At 70.7% G+C, this 20,057-nt stretch carries 16 protein-coding genes, 1 tRNA gene and 1 pseudogene; 4 read left to right on the top strand and 14 right to left on the bottom strand.

Annotated features, from left to right (window positions below):
* Positions 1–94: 94 nt before the first annotated feature.
* The 12 genes and pseudogenes from rpoB to M446_RS01800 all read right to left on the bottom strand — a co-directional run bounded on the left by rpoB (position 95) and on the right by M446_RS01800 (position 14,158).
* Positions 95–4,219, bottom strand: coding sequence for a DNA-directed RNA polymerase subunit beta (gene rpoB, locus M446_RS01745; RefSeq protein ID WP_012330349.1), 4,125 nt, complete (start codon positions 4,217–4,219; stop codon positions 95–97).
* Between the two features lie 299 nt (positions 4,220–4,518).
* Entirely contained in the window at positions 4,519–4,899 is a 381-nt protein-coding gene (rplL, locus tag M446_RS01750; RefSeq protein WP_012330350.1) for a 50S ribosomal protein L7/L12, read from the bottom strand.
* Positions 4,900–4,953: 54 nt separating this feature from the next.
* A complete protein-coding gene (rplJ, locus tag M446_RS01755) occupies positions 4,954–5,481 on the bottom strand; it encodes a 50S ribosomal protein L10 (RefSeq protein WP_012330351.1) in 528 nt (175 codons plus the stop codon).
* 543 nt (positions 5,482–6,024) lie between these two features.
* Positions 6,025–8,112 (bottom strand): methyl-accepting chemotaxis protein, encoded by a 2,088-nt coding sequence (locus M446_RS01760; protein WP_012330352.1) that lies wholly within the window; start codon positions 8,110–8,112, stop codon positions 6,025–6,027.
* A 322-nt stretch (positions 8,113–8,434) separates the two neighbouring features.
* The gene (locus tag M446_RS01765) at positions 8,435–10,066 is read right to left on the bottom strand and encodes a B12-binding domain-containing radical SAM protein (RefSeq protein WP_012330353.1); all 1,632 of its coding nucleotides are present in this window, start codon (positions 10,064–10,066) and stop codon (positions 8,435–8,437) included.
* A gap of 223 nt (positions 10,067–10,289) precedes the next feature.
* A complete protein-coding gene (gene rplA, locus M446_RS01770; RefSeq protein ID WP_012330354.1) occupies positions 10,290–10,997 on the bottom strand; it encodes a 50S ribosomal protein L1 in 708 nt (235 codons plus the stop codon).
* 12 nt (positions 10,998–11,009) lie between these two features.
* Entirely contained in the window at positions 11,010–11,459 is a 450-nt protein-coding gene (rplK, locus tag M446_RS01775) for a 50S ribosomal protein L11 (protein WP_012330355.1), read from the bottom strand.
* Between the two features lie 216 nt (positions 11,460–11,675).
* Complete coding sequence (gene nusG / locus M446_RS01780; protein WP_012330356.1) at positions 11,676–12,209, bottom strand: transcription termination/antitermination protein NusG; 534 nt, start codon at positions 12,207–12,209, stop codon at positions 11,676–11,678.
* 33 nt (positions 12,210–12,242) lie between these two features.
* Positions 12,243–12,548: a preprotein translocase subunit SecE gene (gene secE / locus M446_RS01785; RefSeq protein WP_012330357.1), complete on the bottom strand. Its 306-nt coding sequence runs from the start codon at positions 12,546–12,548 to the stop codon at positions 12,243–12,245.
* A 213-nt stretch (positions 12,549–12,761) separates the two neighbouring features.
* Positions 12,762–12,838 (bottom strand) — tRNA-Trp (locus M446_RS01790).
* Positions 12,839–12,983: 145 nt separating this feature from the next.
* Positions 12,984–13,817: pseudogene (locus M446_RS01795) on the bottom strand (methyl-accepting chemotaxis protein); the annotation flags it as partial.
* A 50-nt stretch (positions 13,818–13,867) separates the two neighbouring features.
* Complete coding sequence (locus tag M446_RS01800) at positions 13,868–14,158, bottom strand: hypothetical protein (RefSeq protein ID WP_036270533.1); 291 nt, start codon at positions 14,156–14,158, stop codon at positions 13,868–13,870.
* 663 nt (positions 14,159–14,821) lie between these two features.
* Here M446_RS01800 and M446_RS01805 point away from each other — a divergent pair.
* A complete protein-coding gene (locus tag M446_RS01805; RefSeq protein WP_012330358.1) occupies positions 14,822–16,504 on the top strand; it encodes a methyl-accepting chemotaxis protein in 1,683 nt (560 codons plus the stop codon).
* Between the two features lie 119 nt (positions 16,505–16,623).
* Here M446_RS01805 and tuf read toward each other — a convergent pair whose 3' ends face one another.
* A complete protein-coding gene (gene tuf, locus M446_RS01810) occupies positions 16,624–17,814 on the bottom strand; it encodes an elongation factor Tu (RefSeq protein ID WP_012330344.1) in 1,191 nt (396 codons plus the stop codon).
* Between the two features lie 207 nt (positions 17,815–18,021).
* Between tuf and M446_RS01815 the strand changes: the two genes are divergently transcribed.
* From M446_RS01815 to M446_RS01825, 3 genes are read left to right on the top strand one after another with little or no spacing between them, the layout of a single operon-like run.
* Positions 18,022–18,306: an acylphosphatase gene (locus tag M446_RS01815; protein WP_012330359.1), complete on the top strand. Its 285-nt coding sequence runs from the start codon at positions 18,022–18,024 to the stop codon at positions 18,304–18,306.
* 12 nt (positions 18,307–18,318) lie between these two features.
* Positions 18,319–19,014 (top strand): DUF599 domain-containing protein, encoded by a 696-nt coding sequence (locus tag M446_RS01820; RefSeq protein WP_012330360.1) that lies wholly within the window; start codon positions 18,319–18,321, stop codon positions 19,012–19,014.
* Entirely contained in the window at positions 18,998–19,267 is a 270-nt protein-coding gene (locus M446_RS01825; protein WP_012330361.1) for a DUF3253 domain-containing protein, read from the top strand. The genes M446_RS01820 and M446_RS01825 overlap by 17 nt, the downstream gene beginning before the upstream one ends.
* A gap of 59 nt (positions 19,268–19,326) precedes the next feature.
* Here M446_RS01825 and M446_RS01830 read toward each other — a convergent pair whose 3' ends face one another.
* A complete protein-coding gene (locus M446_RS01830) occupies positions 19,327–20,031 on the bottom strand; it encodes a ribonuclease activity regulator RraA (RefSeq protein ID WP_012330362.1) in 705 nt (234 codons plus the stop codon).
* Between the last annotated feature and the right edge of the window lie 26 nt (positions 20,032–20,057).

Below are 20,057 nucleotides of genomic sequence, written 5' to 3' on the forward strand. Positions count from 1 at the left end.
CCGGGAGGCGCCTCCCGGCCGGGCCGGGAGGCGTGAGCGGGCGCGCGAGGCCGCGGGATCGCTCCCGCGTCGCGCCCGCCGCGTCGGGTCGGTCCTACTCGGCCGCCTCCGGCGGCGCCTCGAGCTGGTCGTTGGCGGCGCGCTTGGAGGAGATCAGCTCGACGTTGAGGCCGAGCGAGCGCATCTCCTTCACCAGCACGTTGAAGCTCTCCGGGATACCGGCCTCGAAGGTGTCGTCCCCGCGCACGATGGCCTCGTAGACCTTGGTGCGGCCGGCGACGTCGTCCGACTTGACCGTGAGCATCTCCTGCAGCGTGTAGGCCGCCCCGTAGGCTTCGAGCGCCCAGACCTCCATCTCGCCGAAGCGCTGGCCGCCGAACTGCGCCTTGCCGCCCAGCGGCTGCTGGGTGACGAGCGAGTAGGGGCCGATCGACCGGGCGTGGATCTTGTCGTCCACGAGGTGGTGCAGCTTGAGCATGTAGATGTAGCCCACCGTGACCTTGCGGTCGAAGGGCTCGCCGGTGCGCCCGTCGTAGAGCGTCGACTGCCCCGAACGGTCGAGCCCGGCCATCTCCAGCATCGCCTCGATGTCGGCCTCCTTGGCGCCGTTGAAGACCGGCGTCGCCATCGGCACGCCGCGGCGCAGGTTGTTGCCGACCTCGGCGAGTTCGCGATCCGACAGGCCCTCCAGCTCGGAGGGGCTGTAGATCCGGCTCATCTGCTCGCGCAGGGGCTGCGCGTCCTGATTGCGCAGGTAGGCGTCGACCGCCTGCGCCACCTGGCGCCCGAGCCCGGCGGCCGCCCAGCCGAGATGGGTCTCGAGGATCTGCCCGACATTCATGCGGCTCGGCACGCCGAGCGGGTTGAGCACGATGTCCGCGTGCGTGCCGTCCTCCAGGAACGGCATGTCCTCGATCGGCACGATCCGGGACACCACGCCCTTGTTGCCGTGGCGGCCCGCCATCTTGTCGCCGGGCTGGATCTTGCGCTTCACCGCCACGAAGACCTTGACCATCTTCATGACGCCGGGGGGCAGTTCGTCGCCGCGCTGCAGCTTCTCGACCTTGTCGAGGAAGCGCTGCTCCAGGCGCTTCTTCGACTCGTCGTACTGCTTCTGCATCGCCTCGATCTCGGTCATCATCCGATCGTCGACGACCGCGAACTGCCACCATTGCGAGCGGGGATAGTCGGCCAGCACCTCGCGGGTGAGGAGCGTGTCCTTCTTGAACCCCTTCGGGCCGGCGACCGGGGACTGCCCCACCAGCACGTCGGCGAGGCGCGCGTAGGTGTTGCGGTCGAGGATCGCCTGCTCGTCGTCCCGGTCCTTGGCGAGGCGCTCGATCTCCTCGCGCTCGATGGCCTGGGCGCGCTCGTCCTTGTCGACGCCGTGCCGGTTGAACACCCGCACCTCGACGATGGTGCCGGTGACGCCCGGGGGCACGCGCAGGGAGGTGTCGCGCACGTCCGAGGCCTTCTCGCCGAAGATGGCGCGCAGGAGCTTCTCCTCCGGCGTCATCGGGCTCTCGCCCTTCGGCGTGATCTTGCCGACCAGGATGTCGCCCGCGTGGACCTCGGCCCCGATATAGACGATGCCGGCCTCGTCGAGGTTCTTGAGCGCCTCCTCGGAGACGTTCGGGATGTCGCGGGTGATCTCCTCCGGCCCGAGCTTGGTGTCGCGGGCCATCACCTCGAACTCCTCGATGTGGATCGAGGTGAACACGTCATCCTTCACGATCCGCTCGGAGAGCAGGATCGAGTCCTCGAAGTTGTAGCCGTTCCAGGGCATGAACGCGACGAGCACGTTGCGGCCGAGGGCGAGCTCGCCGAACTCCGTCGAGGGGCCGTCCGCGATGATGTCGCCCTTCTTGACGACCTCACCGACCCGGACCAGCGGCTTCTGCGTGATGCAGGTCGACTGGTTCGAGCGCTGGAACTTCTGCAGCCGGTAGATGTCGACGCCGGGCTTGGTCGGGTCGGTCTCCTCGGTGGCGCGGATGACGATGCGGGTGGCGTCGACCTGGTCGATCACCCCGGCGCGGCGGGCCGCGATCGCCGCCCCCGAATCGCGGGCGACCACCGCCTCCATGCCGGTGCCCACGAAGGGCGCGTCGGCCCGCACCAGCGGCACCGCCTGGCGCTGCATGTTCGAGCCCATCAGGGCCCGGTTGGCGTCGTCGTTCTCCAGGAACGGGATCAGCGCCGCGGCGACCGACACCAGCTGCTTGGGCGACACGTCCATCAGGTCGACGCGGTCGGGGGCGACCACGATCACCTCGCCCGCGCGGCGGCAGACCACGAGGTCCTCGGTCAGGCGGCGCTCGGCATCCATCGCGGCGCTCGCCTGCGCCACGTAGTACTTCGCCTCCTCCATGGCCGAGAGGTAGACCACCTCGTCGGTCACGACGCCGCCGCGCACCCGGCGGAACGGGGTCTCGATGAAGCCGTACTTGTTCACCCGCGCGAAGGTGGCGAGCGAGTTGATGAGGCCGATATTGGGCCCCTCCGGCGTCTCGATCGGGCAGATGCGGCCGTAATGGGTCGGGTGCACGTCGCGCACCTCGAAGCCCGCGCGCTCGCGGGTGAGACCGCCCGGCCCGAGCGCCGACAGGCGGCGCTTGTGCGTCACCTCGGAGAGCGGGTTGGTCTGGTCCATGAACTGCGAGAGCTGCGACGAGCCGAAGAACTCGCGCACCGCCGCCGCCGCCGGCTTGGCGTTGATCAGGTCCTGCGGCATCACGGTGTCGATGTCCACGGAGGACATCCGCTCCTTGATGGCGCGCTCCATGCGCAGGAGCCCCAGCCGGTACTGGTTCTCCATGAGCTCGCCGACCGAGCGGACGCGGCGGTTGCCGAGGTGGTCGATGTCGTCGATCTCACCCTTGCCGTCGCGCAGGTCCACCAGCGCCTTGACCACCGCCAGCATGTCCTCGCGCCGCAGCGTCCGCATCGTGTCGGGCGCGTCGAGGTCGAGGCGCATGTTCATCTTCACGCGGCCGACCGCCGAGAGGTCGTAGCGCTCGGCGTCGAAGAACAGCGAGTGGAACATCGCCTCGGCGGTGTCGAGGGTCGGCGGCTCGCCCGGACGCATCACCCGGTAGATGTCGAACAGCGCGCCCTCGCGGGCCGAGTTCTTGTCGACCGCGAGCGTGTTGCGGATGTAGGGACCGACGTTGACGTGGTCGATGTCGAGCACCGGGATCTCCTCGATCCCGACGTCGGAGAGCCCCTTCAGCAGCTTCTCGCTGATCTCGTCGCCCGCCTCCGCGTAGATCTCGCCGGTCTTGTAGTTGACCATGTCCTCGGCGATGTACTGGCCGACCAGATCCTCGTCGGTGGCGCGCAGCGCCTTGGTGCCCTTCTCGGCGATCTGGCGGGCGGCGCGCGCGGTCAGCTTCTTGCCGGCCTCCAGCACGACCTCGCCCGAATCGGCGTCGATGAGGTCGGTCGTGGCCTTGAAGCCCTTCAGGCGCTCGGCGTCGTAGGGCACGCGCCAGTCGCGCCCGTCCCGCGCATAGGTGATGCGGTTGTAGAAGGTCGACAGGATCTCCTCGCCGTCGAGGCCCAGCGCGAACAGCAGCGAGGTGACCGGGATCTTCCGCTTGCGGTCGATGCGCGCGTAGACGATGTCCTTGGCGTCGAACTCGACGTCGAGCCAGGACCCGCGATACGGGATGATGCGCGCGGCGAACAGCAGCTTGCCCGAGGAATGGGTCTTGCCCTTGTCGTGGTCGAAGAAGACGCCCGGCGAGCGGTGCATCTGCGAGACGATCACGCGCTCGGTGCCGTTGACGATGAAGGTGCCGTTCTCCGTCATCAGGGGCATATCGCCCATGTAGACGTCCTGCTCCTTGATGTCCTTGACCGACTTGGCCCCGGTATCCGGATCGACGTCGAACACGATCAGGCGCAGCGTGACCTTCAGCGGCGCCGCGAAGGTGATGCCCCGCTGGCGGCACTCGTCGACGTCGTACTTCGGCGCCTCGAAGGTGTACTTGACGAACTCGAGCAGGGCGGTCGAGGAGAAGTCGGAGATCGGGAAGACCGACTTGAAGACGGACTGCAATCCTTCATCGGGACGGCCGCCCTCGGGCTCGTCGACCATCAGGAACTGGTCGTAGGACGCCTTCTGGACCTCGATGAGGTTCGGCATCTCGGCGACTTCCCGAATCTTGCCGAAGAACTTGCGAATGCGCTTGCGACCGACCAGCGTGTTGGCCATAGGTGACCTCGCTCCTCATCCACCGCGTCACGGGGCCGGAGGGACGCGGGGGGCCCCCTGCCGGGGCACCCCTGCCGCATCGACCTTCCCGGCCGGACCGCTTGCGGCGATCCTCACCCGAACGGAAACATATGGGGATCCATGCCCAGGATCCCGAGGGGGCGTCGAAGCAGCGCGCTCTTCGCCGGAAAACGCTCTAGCCCGCGGGCGCGAACCCGCGGGCTGGAGGGGCCGCGGCGCGCCGGCCTGAGCCGGCGGCCGCGACGCGGAGGTCCGGGCCCGTGCGGACCCGCATCGCCTTACTTGAGCTCGACCTTGGCGCCGGCCTTCTCGAGCTGGGCCTTGAGCTTGGCGGCGTCGTCCTTGGACACGCCCTCCTTGACCGGCTTCGGAGCGCCCTCGACCAGGTCCTTGGCCTCCTTGAGGCCGAGGCCGGTGATCGCGCGGACCTCCTTGATGACCTCGATCTTCTTGTCGCCGGCCGCGGCCAGGACGACGGTGAACTCGGTCTGCTCCTCGGCGGCCGGGGCGGCGGCGCCGCCGGCGGCCGGGCCGGCGGCCACGGCGACGGCCGCGGCGGCCGAGACGCCCCACTTCTCCTCGAGCATCTTCGCGAGCTCGGCGGCCTCGAGGACGGTCAGGGACGACAGGTCGTCGACGAGCTTGGCAAGATCAGCCATTTTCAGTTCCTGCGTGTTGTCGGTTTGAACGGTTGCGATGCGAGCGAAGCGCCGTCAGGCGGCCTCGTCCTTGTTCGCCGTGTCGGCATAGGCCCCGAACACGCGGGCGAGCTTCGCCGCCGGCGCGTTGACGACCTGGGCGATCTTGGTCGCGGGCGCCTGCACGAGGCCCACGATCTTGGCGCGCAGTTCGTCGAGGGACGGCAGCGTGGCCAGGGCCTTCACGCCGTCCGGGTTCAGGGCCGTCGCGCCCATGGCGCCGCCGAGGATCACGAGCTTGTCGTTACCCTTGGCGAAGTCCACCGCCACCTTGGCGGCCGCGACCGGATCGCTCGAATAGGCGAGCAGGGTCGGGCCCTTCAGGAGGGGCTTGATGGAGGCGACGTTCGTGCCGTCGAGAGCGATGTTGGCGAGGCGGTTCTTCGCGACCTTCACGGTGGCGCCGGCCTGCTTCATCTGCCTGCGCAGCTTCTGCATGTCGGCGACCGTGAGGCCCTTGTAGTGGGCCACGACGACCAGCGAGGTGGTGGAGAACACCTCGTTGAGCGACGCGACGAGATCAGCTTTTGCTGCTCTGTCCACCGGGCTCTCTCCGGTTGGCGGGACCGGGATGGTCCCACCGGTTGCACTTGCCGCCCGTGCTGAGCCGGGGCCTCGGAAGACCGCGGCGGCGCGAGCGACGCTTCACGGCCCTGTCCCCAACCGGCGGCCTTGCGGTCGCTGACGTTGGGTGAGATGGTTCAAACCGACGCCCTGCCCGCCCGCGAGGGCGGCGGGGGCGGAAAACTCGGTCTTCCCCGTCTGTGCAGGCTGGGGAATTAAGCCGGCGAGCCGGCGCCTGCAGTCTCGGACAGGACATGGCCGGACGGGGCGCGAGGGGAAACCCCTTGTGCCCGCCGGCCATTCGTCACCCGGTTGCCCGGGGACATCTCGTCAGGCCACGACCGATCGGTCGAGTCCTCTCAATGGTGTGAAAACGTGGAGCGCGGTCTATAGCGGCGTGCAAGCGCCCTGCCAAGTGGGGAGCGAGGTGGGGAACGAGGGATATTCGGTCGCAGGGCGTTGCCGCGCCCCTCCCCGGCAGCCGGCGCGGCGGCCGGCGCGCCCGGCGGCCGCCGCGGGCCGTCAGGCGGCCCGGACGGTCTCGAGGAAGCGCCGCACCTCGGCGGCGAGGTGGTCCGATTCCTCCGACAGGGCCGACGCCGCCGCCAGCACGTGGTTGGCTGCCGCCCCGGTCTCCTCCGCCGCCCCCGCCACGCTGGCGATGTTCCCCGTGACCTCGCCGGTCCCGGTCGCCGCCTGCGTGATGTTGCGGACGATCTCCTGGGTCGCCGCGCCCTGCTCCTCCACCGCCGCCGCGATGCTCGTCGCCACGTCGCTGATCTCCCGGATCCGCGAGCCGATGCCCCCGATCGCCCCCACCGCCTGCCGCGTCGAGGCCTGGATCCGGCCCACCTGCGCGGAGATCTCCTCCGTCGCCTTGGCGGTCTGGTTGGCGAGCTCCTTGACCTCGGCGGCGACCACCGCGAATCCCCGGCCCGCCTCGCCGGCCCGGGCCGCCTCGATCGTGGCGTTGAGGGCCAGCAGGTTGGTCTGGCCCGCGATGGTCGTGATCAGCGAGACCGCCTCGCCGATCTTGGCCGCCGCCCCGGCGAGGTCCTCCACCACGCCGGCCGTCGTCCCGGCCTCCGCCACCGCCGTTCGGGCGAGCTGGGTCGAGCCGGCGACCTGCCGGCCGATCTCCTGCACCGAGGCCCCGAGTTCCTCGGCGGCGGCCGCCACCGTCCCCACGTTCGAGGCGGCCTGCTCGGCGGCGGCGGCCACCGAGGCGGATTGCACCGCGGTCTGCGAGGCGGTGGCGGTCATGGTCCGGGCGGTCGCCTGCAGCTCGGAGGCCGAGCGCGACACGGCGCGCACGATGCCGCTCACGGCGCGCTCGAAACCCTCCGCCATCTCGTGGGTGGCGGCGCGGCGCTGCGCCTCGGCCCCGGCCCGCGCCAGGGCGGCCTCCTCCTCCAGGACGCGGCTGCGCAGCAGGTTGTCCTTGAACACCTGCACGGCGGCCGCGAGGGCGCCGATCTCGTCGCGGCGGCCGCCGCCCGGCACCGCCACCGCCGTGTCGCCCTGCGCGAGGCGCTCGGCCGCGACGGTCATGGCCGAGAGGGGGCGGATGATGCCGCGGGCGATGAAGGCGATGCCGCACACCGCCAGGAGGACGCTGAGGACGAGCAGCCCGGCAAAGACGGCGAGGTTCTGGGTGGCGCTCCGCGCCGCCCGCGCGGCCGCCTCGTCGAGTTCCACCACGAAGGCGGTCGGCACGGCCCCGATGGTGTTGAGGGCGGGCGTCGAGCCCTTGCGCCACTCCGCCACGCTCGGGCGCGGCAGGTCGGGCGAGGCCAGCACCTCCTGGATCCTGCGCAGCGTGTCCTGGTAGGCTCCCTTGTAGTAGCCCGCGTCGGCGTCGGCGATCGCCGCGCGGAGCGCCGGCGCCATCCCGGTCCGGGTGCCGATCTCGCGGGCGGCCGCGAAGGCGAAATCCGAGACGCGGAACAGGGCGTTGATGCTCTGCTGCTCGGTGGGCGTCATCGGGCGCTTCTGCGTGAGCAGTTCGTTGATCTGGACGTTCGCGCTGCCGGAGAGGCTGCGCGCCGCCCAGGACATCGTGCGGCCCAGGATGAGGTCGGAGAGGGTGGGATCCTCGGCGCGGATCTCCGCCTCGACCGCCACCAGCAGCGCCTCGCCCGCCGCGACGAAGCGGTCGCGGCCGGCCATCACCCGCCCGATGACCTCCCTGTCGCGCTCCGCCAGGGGTCTGGCCAGCGCCGCGTCGCTCTCCTGGCGCAGGCGCCGCCACTCCGCCATGACCGCGCGCACCGCCTCCGCGGCGGCGCGGATCGCGGGATGCTCCACCTCTTCGAGCCGGGCCAGGGCCGGCGGCAGGGCGGCCTCCAGCGCCGCCCTCCGCTCCGCGGCCTCGCTGCGCAGGCTCGCCGCCTGGTCCACCTCGATGCGCAGGGCGGCGCTGAGGGCCCCGCCCTCGAACCGCATCGCGCTCAAGGTGTCCAGGAGGGCGCGATCGACGCTGGCGAGACGCGACACCTCCTCGGCCAAGCTCCAGCGCCGCCAAGATTCGTGCAGGCTGCGGCCGCAGAGCGCGATCACGATGATCACGAAGAGGGCGAGAATGGCATTCAGCCGATGCTTGATCTGCATGATCGACTCTGTCTCGAGGGCAGGGCGCCGCGAGCAGCACTTTCGATGCCCGTGCGTGGGCAAATTCTGCTCCCGGGAAACCTGTTCTGAAACAGTTGACGCAAGGTTAAAGAAGTCTCCGGGCGAATTCGGAATCGATCCCGGGCCGCGGCCGCGCCGAATTTTCCGAGACTCGGGGATCCGCAACCGGCGCTGACGCTGGCGAAGGGCGGGAGCGGAGTGCGGCGGCGCGGCGCGAAGACTGGCGCGACGCGCCGCGGGTGCGGCGACGTCGTGCGATCAACGCGAGCGCGCGGCCCGACGCAGCGCGGGGGCGCATTCCTCAGGCGGGCTTGCGCTCGGAGCGGGTGCGGCGCCACCAGCCGACCGCGCCCTCCTTCGACCTCTCCACCGGGCGGGTGGCGTAGAAGGAGGCGTTCTGCTTGCCCTCCAGCGCCTCGCGGGTGAAGCGGATCAGGTGGTGGGCGACGAAGCCCATGTTGAACACCGCCTCGACCTGGCCGCGCCGGAGGGCGTAGCCGGCCGCCCGCCAGAAGGCGCGGCGGTAATCCGACAGCAGCCCCACCCGCACCGCGATGTTGAAGCCCATCACCAGGGCGCGCCGGAGATTGTCCCGGGTCAGGCGGTTCCGCGCCGGGATGGGGACGCGGTTGACGTAGGTCACGTCGATCTGGTGGCGGAAGCGGTCGAACAGCCGCTCGGGCGCGTAGGCGTGGGCGATGGCACGCCGCCAGCTCGCCACCACCTCGTCGTGCGGGCGCAGGAAGCGCACGTTGGATTCGAGGCGCGGGTCGTCCACCAGGCGCCCCTCCTTCGCGAGGCGGTCCCAGAGCGGCGTGCGCGGCAGCGCCTGGAGCAGGTTCATGGTCAGGACCGGCACCCCGGACCGGTCGATGAAGGCGACGAGCTTCTCCTCGGACTCGGCGGTCTCGGTGTCGAGGCCGAGGATGATCCCGGAGGTCACCTCCAGGCCGTAGGAATTCAGGGTCGCGATGCCCTCCAGCATCGGCACGGCGGCGTTGTGGGTCTTGTCGATCACCTTGAGCGCGTCGAGTTCGGGCGTCTCGATCCCGACGAACACCGTGACGAAGTTGGCCTCCCGCATCAGCGCGAGGATCTCGGGCTGCTTGGCCATGTTGAGCGTGGCCTCGCAGGCGAATTGGAGCGGGTAGCCCTTCCGCTTCTGCCACGCGACCAGGTGCGGCAGCATCTCCCGCGTGGCCTTGCGGTTGCCGATGAAGTTGTCGTCGACGAAGTAGACCACGGCCGGGTGGCCGGGCTGGGCCACGATCGCGTCGAGTTCCGCGAGGAGCTGCTCGGGGGTCTTCAGCCGCGGCTGGCGGCCGTAGAGGGCCGGTATGTCGCAGAACTCGCAGCGGTAGGGGCAGCCCGAGGAGAATTGCAGCGAGCCGATCAGGTAGCGGCGGAGCGGCACCTGCGCGTAGGCCGGGGCCGGGAAATCGGACAGGCCGAGGCGCTCCCCGGTCTCCAGGCGCAGCTGCGCGGGCGGCCGGGCGACGTCGGCGTCGAGCCGGCGGATGAGCTCGTCGGTGGCGTCGCCGATCTCGCCGATGTGGAGGTAGTCGAAGTCCGGATACTGCTCGGGCGCGCCCGAGACCGAGGGCCCGCCCAGCACCGCGACCCGGCCGGCCGCGTGGGCGCGCTCGCCGATGTCGCGGATCTGCGGCGCCTGGACGTGCATCCCCGAGACGAAGACCGCGTCCGCCCAGGCGAAATCCTCGGGCGCGGCCGGAGCGATGTTCTCGTCGACGAAGCGGACCTGCCAAGCCTCCGGCAGGTAGGCGGCGATGAGCAGCAATCCTTGCGGCGGCATGAACGCCTTGACCCCGCCCATGAGCGGGTAGGCGTGCTGGAACGTGCCGAAGGACGGCGTGTAGGCGGGGAAGACGCACAGGATGCGTCGCGTGGAGGAGACCGGGACGGTGCTACGCATACGCCCTATCTAGCACAGCAGGACGCGGCGGCGCCCCCCCGCGCCGCGCGGATTTCGCGCGCTCCGTGCACGCGGCACCTCCTGCGGGCGGGTCCCGCCGCGCGGCCAGGCGCTGCGCCGAGGCACGCGGGGGAGCGGCGCGGATGCGCCGGCCCGCGGCCGCGCCCGAAAAGAAACGCCCGGCCGCGAGGCCGGGCGCTCGGATCTCGCCGGAGCGGAGGGATCAGGCCGATTGCGCGGCGAGCACGCTCGCCGGGTCGACCTTGATGCCCGGGCCCATCGTCGAGGAGACGGCGATGCGCTGGATGTAGGTGCCCTTGGCGCCCGTCGGCTTGGCGCGCGCCACCGCGTCCGCGAAGGCGCGGGCGTTCTCGACGATCTTCTGGTCGTCGAACGACACCTTGCCGATCCCGGCATGCACGATGCCGGCCTTCTCGACGCGGAACTCGACCGCGCCGCCCTTGGCGGCGCCGACCGCGCCCTTCACGTCCATGGTGACGGTGCCGACCTTCGGGTTCGGCATCAGGCCGCGCGGGCCCAGCACCTTACCGAGACGGCCGACGAGCGGCATCATGTCGGGGGTCGCGATGCAGCGGTCGAAGTCGATCGTGCCGCCCTGGATCGTCTCCAGCAGATCCTCGGCGCCCACGATGTCGGCGCCGGCCGCGCGGGCCTCGTCCGCCTTGGCGCCGCGGGCGAAGACCGCCACGCGGACCGTGCGGCCCGACCCGTTCGGCAGGTTGCAGACGCCGCGCACCATCTGGTCGGCGTGGCGCGGATCGACGCCGAGATTCATCGAGATCTCGAAGGTCTCGTCGAACTTGGCCTTCGAGCGGTCCTTGATCATCTTCACCGCGTCGGTGAGGGAGTAGACCTTGGTCGGGTCGATGCCCTCGCGCGCGGCGCGGATGCGCTTGCCTTCACGTGCCATGCGTCCCTCCCCTTAGCCGGTGATCTCGAGACCCATGGCCCGGGCGGAGCCGCGGATCATGGCGACGGCGGAATCGACCGAATCGCAGTTCAGGTCGGGCATCTTCTTCTCGGCGATCTCGCGGATCTGCGCCTCGGAGATCCGGCCGGCGGGCGCGCCCTTGCCGGGGGTCTTCGAGCCGGAGGCCGGCTTCTTGCCGATCTTCATGCCGGCCGCCTTCTTGAGGAAGAACGAGACCGGCGGCTGCTTCATCTCGAAGGTGAAGGAGCGGTCCTGATACGCGGTGATGATCACCGGGATCGGGGTGCCCTTCTCGATCTGCGCGGTCTTCGCGTTGAAGGCCTTGCAGAATTCCATGATGTTGAGGCCGCGCTGACCGAGCGCGGGGCCGATCGGCGGGGACGGATTGGCGGCGCCGGCCGGCACCTGAAGCTTCACGTAGCCCGTGATCTTCTTCGCCATGGGACTGCTCCCGTTCTGTGCCTCGCGCCCTCAGGGGCTCGACGAGGCGGTTGCAGGTCGCGGTGCGGCCCGGATGCCCCGGCGGCGAACCGGGCGGGCCTCCCGCGGGTGAGGCGAGGGGCGAGCGGCGCGTGGCGAAGGGTCCTCGTGCCGGCGGACACATGCCGCCGGCGCGACGCCCCAATCGCTCTTGCCCGTTCGCCCTTCGCGGAACGGTCAGACCTTCTCGACCTGACCGTATTCGAGCTCGACCGGGGTCGCCCGGCCGAAGATGGAGACCGCCACCTTGAGGCGGGAGCGGCTCTCGTCGACTTCCTCGACGACGCCGTTGAAGGAGGCGAAGGGGCCGTCCGCCACGCGCACCGACTCGCCGACCTCGAAGGAGATCGAGGCCTTGGGGCGCTCGGTGCCCTCCTGGACCTGTCCCTTGATGCGCTCGGCCTCGGCGTCGGGGATCGGCACCGGCTTCGACTTGTCGGCCCCGAGGAAACCCGTGACCTTCGGGGTGTTCTTGATGAGGTGGTAGACCTCGTCGGTCAGGTCGCACTTCACCAGCACGTAGCCCGGAAAGAACTTGCGCTCGGCGTCGACCTTGCGGCCGCGGCGCACCTCCACGACCTTCTCGGTCGGCACCATCACCTCATCGAATTTGTCGAGCAGGCCGCGCTGGGCAGCCTGGTCCTTGATCGACTGCGCGACCTTGTTCTCGAAATTCGAATAGGCGTGGACGATGTACCAACGCTTGGACACGGCGTCTCTCTCCTCGGGCCCCGTTCTCGGGCCTCAGGCTCCAATGCCCAGGACCAGGGTGACGAGGTAGCGCAGCACCTGATCGACGACGACGAAGAACAGGCTCGCCAGCACCACCATGACGAAGACCATCAGGGTGGTGATCAGGGTCTCCTTGCGGGTCGGCCAGGTGACCTTCCGGCCCTCGTCGCGGACCTGCTGCAGGAACTCGAAGGGCCCGACGCGCTTGGGCGCCGGCCGCACCGGAGGCGGCGTCGGCCCGGCGCCGCGGGGCACGGGCGTGCCGCGGGTCGCATTGCGCCCGAGGTCCACTTTCTTGGTCGCTTCGTTCGATGCCATGATCCGACAGCCGTCGCCGCTCGAAACCAACAGGGGCGCGGGGCCTGGACAAACCCCCAAGCCCACGCCGCCCGTCTGTTCGATCTGGGATGGGCGATGCCTCTAGCGCAGTTGCGCGGGCTTGTCGATGGGCCTGTGGGCCGCGACGTCACGCCACGAGCTTGGCCGCAAAGGTGATCTGGCCGCCAAGGTGATGTCGTCCGGAGCGGCCCCTGGCAGGAGTGGAGGGACTCGAACCCCCAACCCCCGGTTTTGGAGACCGGTGCTCTGACCAGTTGAGCTACACTCCTGCAGCGCCGCGGCGCGCCCGCTCCATGCCGCAACAAGGCGCCGGATGCAAGGGAAATGTCCCCCGTGATCCGGCCACGGGGCGCGCCGCCGGGCGGCGCGCGGGCTTGGCATCCGCTGTCCGGACGTGATCGTCCCGACAGCGGATCAGGCCGCGCGCACGGTCTCGACGAAGCGCGCCACCTCCGCATTCAGCCGCTCGGATTGCCGCGACAGGTCGGAGGACGAGGCCAGCACCTGGGCGGCCACCCGGCCGGCCCCCTCGGCCGTGCTCGCCACCCCGGAGATGTTGCGCGTCACCTCGCCGGTGCCGGCGGCCGCCTGGGTCACGTTGCGCACGATCTCCTGGGTCGCCGCCTCCTGCTGCTCCACCGCGGCGGCGATCGCCGCGGCGACGTCGCTGATCTCGCGGATCTGCCCCGTGATGGCGCCGATGGCCGAGACCGCCTGGCCGGTCACGCCCTGGACCTCCGCGATCTGGGACGAGATCTCGTCGGTGGCCCTGGCGGTCTGGTTGGCGAGTTCCTTGACCTCGGCAGCGACCACCGCGAAGCCGCGCCCGGCCTCGCCGGCCCGGGCGGCCTCGATCGTGGCGTTCAAGGCCAGAAGGTTGGTCTGGCCCGCGATGGTCGAGATCAGGCCGACCACGTCGCCGATCCGGGACGCGGCCTGGCTCAGGGCGCCGACGAGCCCGGCGGTCTCGTCCGCCCGCCGCACCGCCGTGCGGGCGAGCCCGGCCGAGCCCTGCACCTGCCGGCCGATCTCCCGCACCGAGGCGCCGAGCTCCTCGGCCGCGGCCGCCACGGTATTGACGTTCGAGGCCGCCTGCTCGGCCGCCGCCGCCACGGCGGCGGCCTGGCTCGCCGTCTCGGCCGCGCTCGACATCATCCCGCGCGCGGTGTCCTGGAGTGCGCCGGCCGAGGAGGACACGACGCCGACCACGCCGCCGACCGCCCGCTCGAAGCCGTCGGCCATCTCCGCCAGCATGCGCTGGCGCCCGGTCTCCTTCGGGCCCACGTACCAGCCCCCCCTCATGACGCCGTTCGGGTGCAGGTCGCGGCTGTCGTACTCGACGAGGGGCTGGAGCGCGATCGGCCCTCCGCGTTGCGGGTCCAGTAGGGCAGCGCGCGGCCGCTCTGGTCGGATCCGGCGTCGCGCCGGCCGGCGAAGCGCGCGTCGCTGCCGTCGAGCGCGTCGGGCTCCCAGGCGCTGTAGGTTCCGTTGAATTCGGGATTGCGCTTCAGGGTGCTGAGCAGGATCTCGCTCAGCTGGCCGCGCCGCACCTCCGGGTGCGACGCGCTCGCCTTCCCGGACGCGATCACCTCCAGGGCCCCCGCGCAGGGCCCCCGCGCCGTTGCGCGCGGCCGCGAAGGCGAAATCGACCTTGGTCTGGATCACGGCCGCCTGATTGCCGGCCACCGCCCGCAGGTTCTCCTTGGCCTTGGCGTCGAGGATGCGCTCGACCGCGTCGGTGGCGAAGGCGCCGTTGCCCAGCGACGAGGAGGCGCCGAGCCCGAGGAGGAGGCCGGACACGACGATCACGCAGGCCCCCGAGACGGCGACCATCCTGAACGTGATCGACTGAAACACGCCGATTCTGCCGACCGCAGTGGTTTGCCGAGTATCCATTCCAAGCTCCCGAAGGGATCGCCGCGCGTCCGGTGCGTGACGACGGCTCCTGTCCAGGACAGGACACGATACAGGGCGAGTGCCGCAAGGTGATCTCCCAGGTCAGAGATGGCCTTCCATCATCTCTCAACGAGGCCTGGACGACGCGGCGGGCTGAATGACGTTACGTCCCAGCGCTGGGCGCCAGCATAGTCGCGCGCCCGGACAGCCGCGGGATCGCCGCCTCCACGGCCGCCGTCGAAGAATTCCTTATTGGATCGTCTTTGGTTCACAATTTTTTAACTCTATCTGACGCAGTGATATGATCGCGCCGGGGAATCTCCCTACCTGAATACATGGCCATTCCGAGGATTATCATGCTGAATCAGATCTCGATTCGAATAAAGATGATCTTTTGTGCGTCAACCATGCTTCTCCTGACGATCGCGACGGCCTGGCTCGCCAACCATCAGATGAGCGTGCTGAATGAGGCGGCGTCGGATCTCCGCCTCAACGTTCTCCAGGCGACCCAGGCGCTCGGCCAGGTCCAGGCGCAGGCCTTGCGCGTGCGCATCAACGGAAGCCGCCTGCTCTCCGCGAGGACGCCGGAGCAGCAGCGCGACGCGGCCACATCGATGCAGCAGCGCTACCGGGAACTCGCCGCGGCGGAGGAGAACTTCCGCCGCCTCGCCCTGGCCGAGGCGGCGAGCCTCTTCGACACCTACACCCGGCAATGGAAGGCCTATCTCGACCTTCAGGCGGAAGCCGTGGCGACCCTCGAACGGGGCGACGCGGCCGCGGCGATGGAACTCTACAATGGCCGGATGTCCGACGCGATCCGGGCCGTCATCGCGACTCTGGTGAAGCTCGTCGAACTCAACACCGCCTCCGCGGCGGCCAGCGGCGACGCCATGACCAGCACCTTCGACAACGCCCAGATCCAGCTCATGGGCTTCATCATGGTGGCTGCCCTGATGGCGGCGGGCGCGGCCGCGATGATGATCCTCGCGGTCAGCCGCCCCCTCGGCCGGATGACGGCGACGATGCATCGGCTCGCCGCCGGCGACACCGCGACGGAGATCGCGGGCCTCGACCGCCGGGACGAGATCGGCGAGATGAGCCGCGCCGTCCAGGTGTTCAGGGACGGCATGATCCGGGCCGCCGAACTGGAGGCCCAGACCGCCCGGGCCCGGGCCGAGGCCGAGGACCAGCGCCGCGCGGGCATGCGCGAGATGGCCGCCGGCTTCGAGGCGATGGTGGGAGGCATCGTCGCCTCCGTGACCACGGCCGCGGCGGAGCTGCAGGCCACCGCCCGGACCATGAGCGTGACCGCGGGCGAGACCGCGAGCCAGTCGACGAGCGCCGCCGCCGCGGCCGAGGAAGCGTCCTCGAACGTCCGCACCGTGGCGGCCGCGGCCGAGGAGCTCGGCAGTTCGGTGCAGGAGATCGGCCGGCAGGTCGACGGCGCGGCCGAACTCGCCCAGGCGGCGGCCGCCGAGGCCGACCAGACGGCGACGATGGTGCAGGACCTGAGCCGGGCCGCTTCGCAGATCGGCGACGTGGTGAGCCTGATCTCGACCATCGCGGGCCAGACCAACCTGCTGGCCCTCAACGCCACGATCGAGGCCGCCCGGGCCGGCGAGGCGGGCCGGGGATTCGCGGTGGTCGCCGCCGAGGTCAAGGAGCTCGCCAACCAGACCGCCAGGGCCACGGAGGGGATCTCCGGGCAGATCGGCGCGATCCAGACCTCGACCAATCAGGCAGTCGGCGCCATCGGCGGGATCGTGCGACGGATCCAGGAAATCCGCACCGTGGCGATGGGGATCGCCGCCTCGGTCGAGGAGCAGGGCGCGACCACCCAGGAGATCGCCCGCAACGTGGCCGAGGCGGCGAGCGGCACCGGGGAGGTCACCTCGCATGTCGGCAGCGTCGCGCAGGCGGCGGAGCGGACGGGTGCCGCGGCCGGCCAGGTGCTCGACGCGGCGTCGAGCCTGTCCCGGCAGTCGCAGCAGCTCGACGCCGAGGTGGCGCGGTTCCTCGCCTCGGTGCGCGCCGCCTGAGCGGCGCGGTGCGCGCCGCCTGAGCGGCGGGACGCGGATGCGCGAACGGGGCGGGCGCCACGCGCCCGCCCCGTTCGCGGCCGGGGGCCCGGACGGCGTCCGGGCCGATCGGGGAGTGCCTACTCGGAGATGGAGGCGACGACGCCGGCGCCGACGGTGCGGCCGCCCTCGCGGATGGCGAAGCGCAGCTTCTCCTCCATCGCCACCGGCACGATCAGCGTCACGTCCATCGTCACGTTGTCGCCCGGCATCACCATCTCGGTGCCCTCGGGAAGCTGAACCACCCCGGTCACGTCCGTCGTCCGGAAGTAGAATTGCGGACGGTAGTTCGTGAAGAACGGCGTGTGCCGCCCGCCCTCCTCCTTCGTCAGGATGTACGCCTCCGCCTTGAACTTCGTGTGCGGCTTCACCGAGCCCGGCTTGCACACCACCTGACCGCGCTCGACGTCCTCCCGCTTGGTCCCGCGAAGCAGCACGCCGACGTTGTCCCCGGCCTGGCCCTGGTCCAGCAGCTTGCGGAACATCTCCACGCCCGTCACCGTCGTCTTGGTGGTCGGACGGATCCCCACGATCTCGACCTCCTCGCCCACCTTGATGATCCCGCGCTCGACACGGCCCGTCACCACCGTGCCGCGCCCCGAGATCGAGAACACGTCCTCGATCGGCATCAGGAACGGCAGGTCGATCGGACGCTCCGGCTGCGGGATGTACTCGTCCACCGTCTTCATCAGCTCGAGGATCGCGTCGTGACCGATCTTCGGCTCCCGGTTCTCCAGCGCGCACAGCGCCGAGCCCTTGGTGATCGGGATGTCGTCGCCCGGGAAGTCGTACTTCGACAGAAGCTCCCGCACCTCAAGCTCCACAAGGTCGAGAAGCTCCGGGTCGTCGACCATGTCGACCTTGTTCATGAACACCACCAGCGCCGGAACGCCGACCTGCCGCGCCAGCAGGATGTGCTCGCGCGTCTGCGGCATCGGGCCGTCCGCCGCCGACACCACCAGGATCGCGCCGTCCATCTGCGCCGCCCCGGTGATCATGTTCTTCACGTAGTCCGCGTGACCGGGGCAGTCCACGTGCGCGTAGTGACGGTTCGGCGTCTCGTACTCCACGTGCGCCGTCGAGATCGTGATCCCCCGCGCCTTCTCCTCCGGCGCCTTGTCGATCTGGTCGTAGGCCGTGAACGTCGCCCCGCCCGCCTCCGCAAGCACCTTCGTGATCGCCGCCGTCAGGGACGTCTTGCCGTGGTCAACGTGCCCGATCGTCCCGATGTTGCAGTGCGGCTTCGTCCGCGAAAACTTTTCCTTCGCCATATCCCTCACCTGCGGCAAGCCCGCCCACGACGTCACGAGCCGGGCGGAAGGCGCGGCCCGCTTAGAGGGTTAGCGGCGCCGGATCAAGCCCGGCGCTGCGGCGCCGGATCGAGCCCGGGCTCCGGACCCGACCCCGCGCCAGGGAGGGCGCGCGTTCCCAGCCGCCCGGCCGCGTGCTACCTCGGCGCGGGAGCGGCGGGCCGGGCGATGATGGGCGGGGACAGAACGGTGCGGGCGGCGATCCGAGGCCGCGTTCAGGGCGTCGGCTTCCGGGCCTGGACCCGGGACGAGGCGACGCGCCTCGGCCTCAGCGGCCACGTCCGCAACTGCCCGGACGGGAGCGTGGAGGCCCTGCTCTCCGGTCCGGCCGAGGCGGTCGGGCAGATGCTCGCGGCGCTGCGCCGGGGCCCGGCCGGGGCCCGCGTCTCCGAGGTGGCGGTGGAGGCCTCGCCGGAGACGGCGCCCTCGGGCTTCGCGATCCGGCGCGGCTGAGGCCGGCGCCGCGTGGGCGACTTCTCCCTCCTCGATCTCGCCGCGGTGGTGAGCTTCGCGGTCGCCTGGATCGGCTACGGCGTCGCGGTGGAGCGGCTCTCGCGGGGGCGCAACAGCCTCAACCGGATGATGAACCTCTACCGCCACACCTGGACCGAGCAGCTCGAACTGCGCGAGAACCGGGTGGTCGACACCACCATCAACGCCTCGCTGCAGAACGGCACCGCCTTCTTCGCCTCGACCTCGCTGATCGCGCTCGGCAGCGTCCTCACCCTGACGCGCTCGGCCGACGACGTGCTGACCCTGTTCTCGACCCTGCCCTTCGGCATGCAGACCACCCGGACCACCTGGGAGATCAAGGTGGCGGGGCTGGCGGTGATCTTCGTCTACGCCTTCTTCAAGTTCGCCTGGGCCTACCGGCTGTTCAACTACGGGGCCATACTGATCGGCGCGGTGCCGCCGCGGGGCGGCGACCCGGACGCGATCCGTCACGCCGCCAAGCGGGCCGCCACCATGAACGTGGTGGCGGGGGCGCATTTCAACCGCGGCCAGCGGGCCTGGTTCTTCGCGCTGGCCTATCTCGGCTGGTTCGTCAGCCCCTACATCCTGTTCGCCACGACCGCCGCCGTGGTTTACGTGATGTGGAAGCGCCAATTCGCCTCCGAGGCGTGCCGCGCCCTGCAGGAGCCCGATGACACCGCACCCTGACGAGGCCGCCATCGCCGAGACGCTGCTGCGCCTCGTCGCGGAGCGCGGGCCGGACAAGACCATCTGCCCCTCGGAGGTCGCCCGGGCGCTGGGCGGCCCGCACCCGGACGGCTGGTCCCCCCTGATGCAGCCGGTCCGCCGTCAGGCGGTGCGGCTCATGAAGGAGGGCCGGATCGCGATCCTGCGCAAGGGACGCGTGGTTCCCGATCCGGACGCGTTTCGCGGGGTCTACCGCCTCTCCCTGCCGCGCTGACCGCGCGGAGGCGAGTGCGCGGAGGCGAGTGCGCGGAGGCGAGTGCTTGGCGGAGACGGCTACTTGGCGGCGGTCTCGGCCTCGTAGCGCGCCCGCGTCTCGGCGTTGGGCGGGTAGAGGCCCGGCAGGGGCAGGCCCTTCTCGACCTCGCGCATGATCCAGAGTTCGAGCCGCTCCTGCTCGACGGCCGCCAGGGCGACCTCCTGGGCGATGGCGGCCGGAATCACCACGGCGCCGTCCCCGTCCGCCACGATCACGTCGTCGGGGAAGACCGCGACGCCGCCGCAGCCGATCGGCTGGTTCCAGCCGACGAAGGTGAGGCCCGCCACCGAGGCCGGGGCGGCGACGCCCGCGCACCAGACCGGCAGCCCGGTCCCGGCGACGCCCTCGCCGTCGCGCATCACCCCGTCCGTGACCAGGGCGGCGACGCCGCGCTTGTGCATCCGCGCCGCCAGGATATCGCCGAAGATGCCGGCCTCGGTCACGCCCATGGCGTCCACGACCGCGATGCAGCCCTCCGGCATCGCCTCGATGGCGCCGCGGGTCGAGGTCGGGCTCGACCAGGATTCGGGGGTCGCGAGGTCCTCGCGGGCGGGGACGAAGCGCAGGGTGAAGGCCGGGCCGACGATGCGGGCATTCGCCGCGAAGCGCGGCTGCGGCCCCTTCATCCAGCAGCGGCGCAGGCCCTTCTTCAGCATCACCGTGGTCAGGGTCGCGGTGGTGACGGCCTGCAGCGCGTCGATGAGGGTCTTGTCGAGGGGCATGGCGTCGGTCCCGGTGGGAGAAACAG

Source organism: Methylobacterium sp. 4-46, assembly GCF_000019365.1.
Taxonomy (GTDB): domain Bacteria; phylum Pseudomonadota; class Alphaproteobacteria; order Rhizobiales; family Beijerinckiaceae; genus Methylobacterium.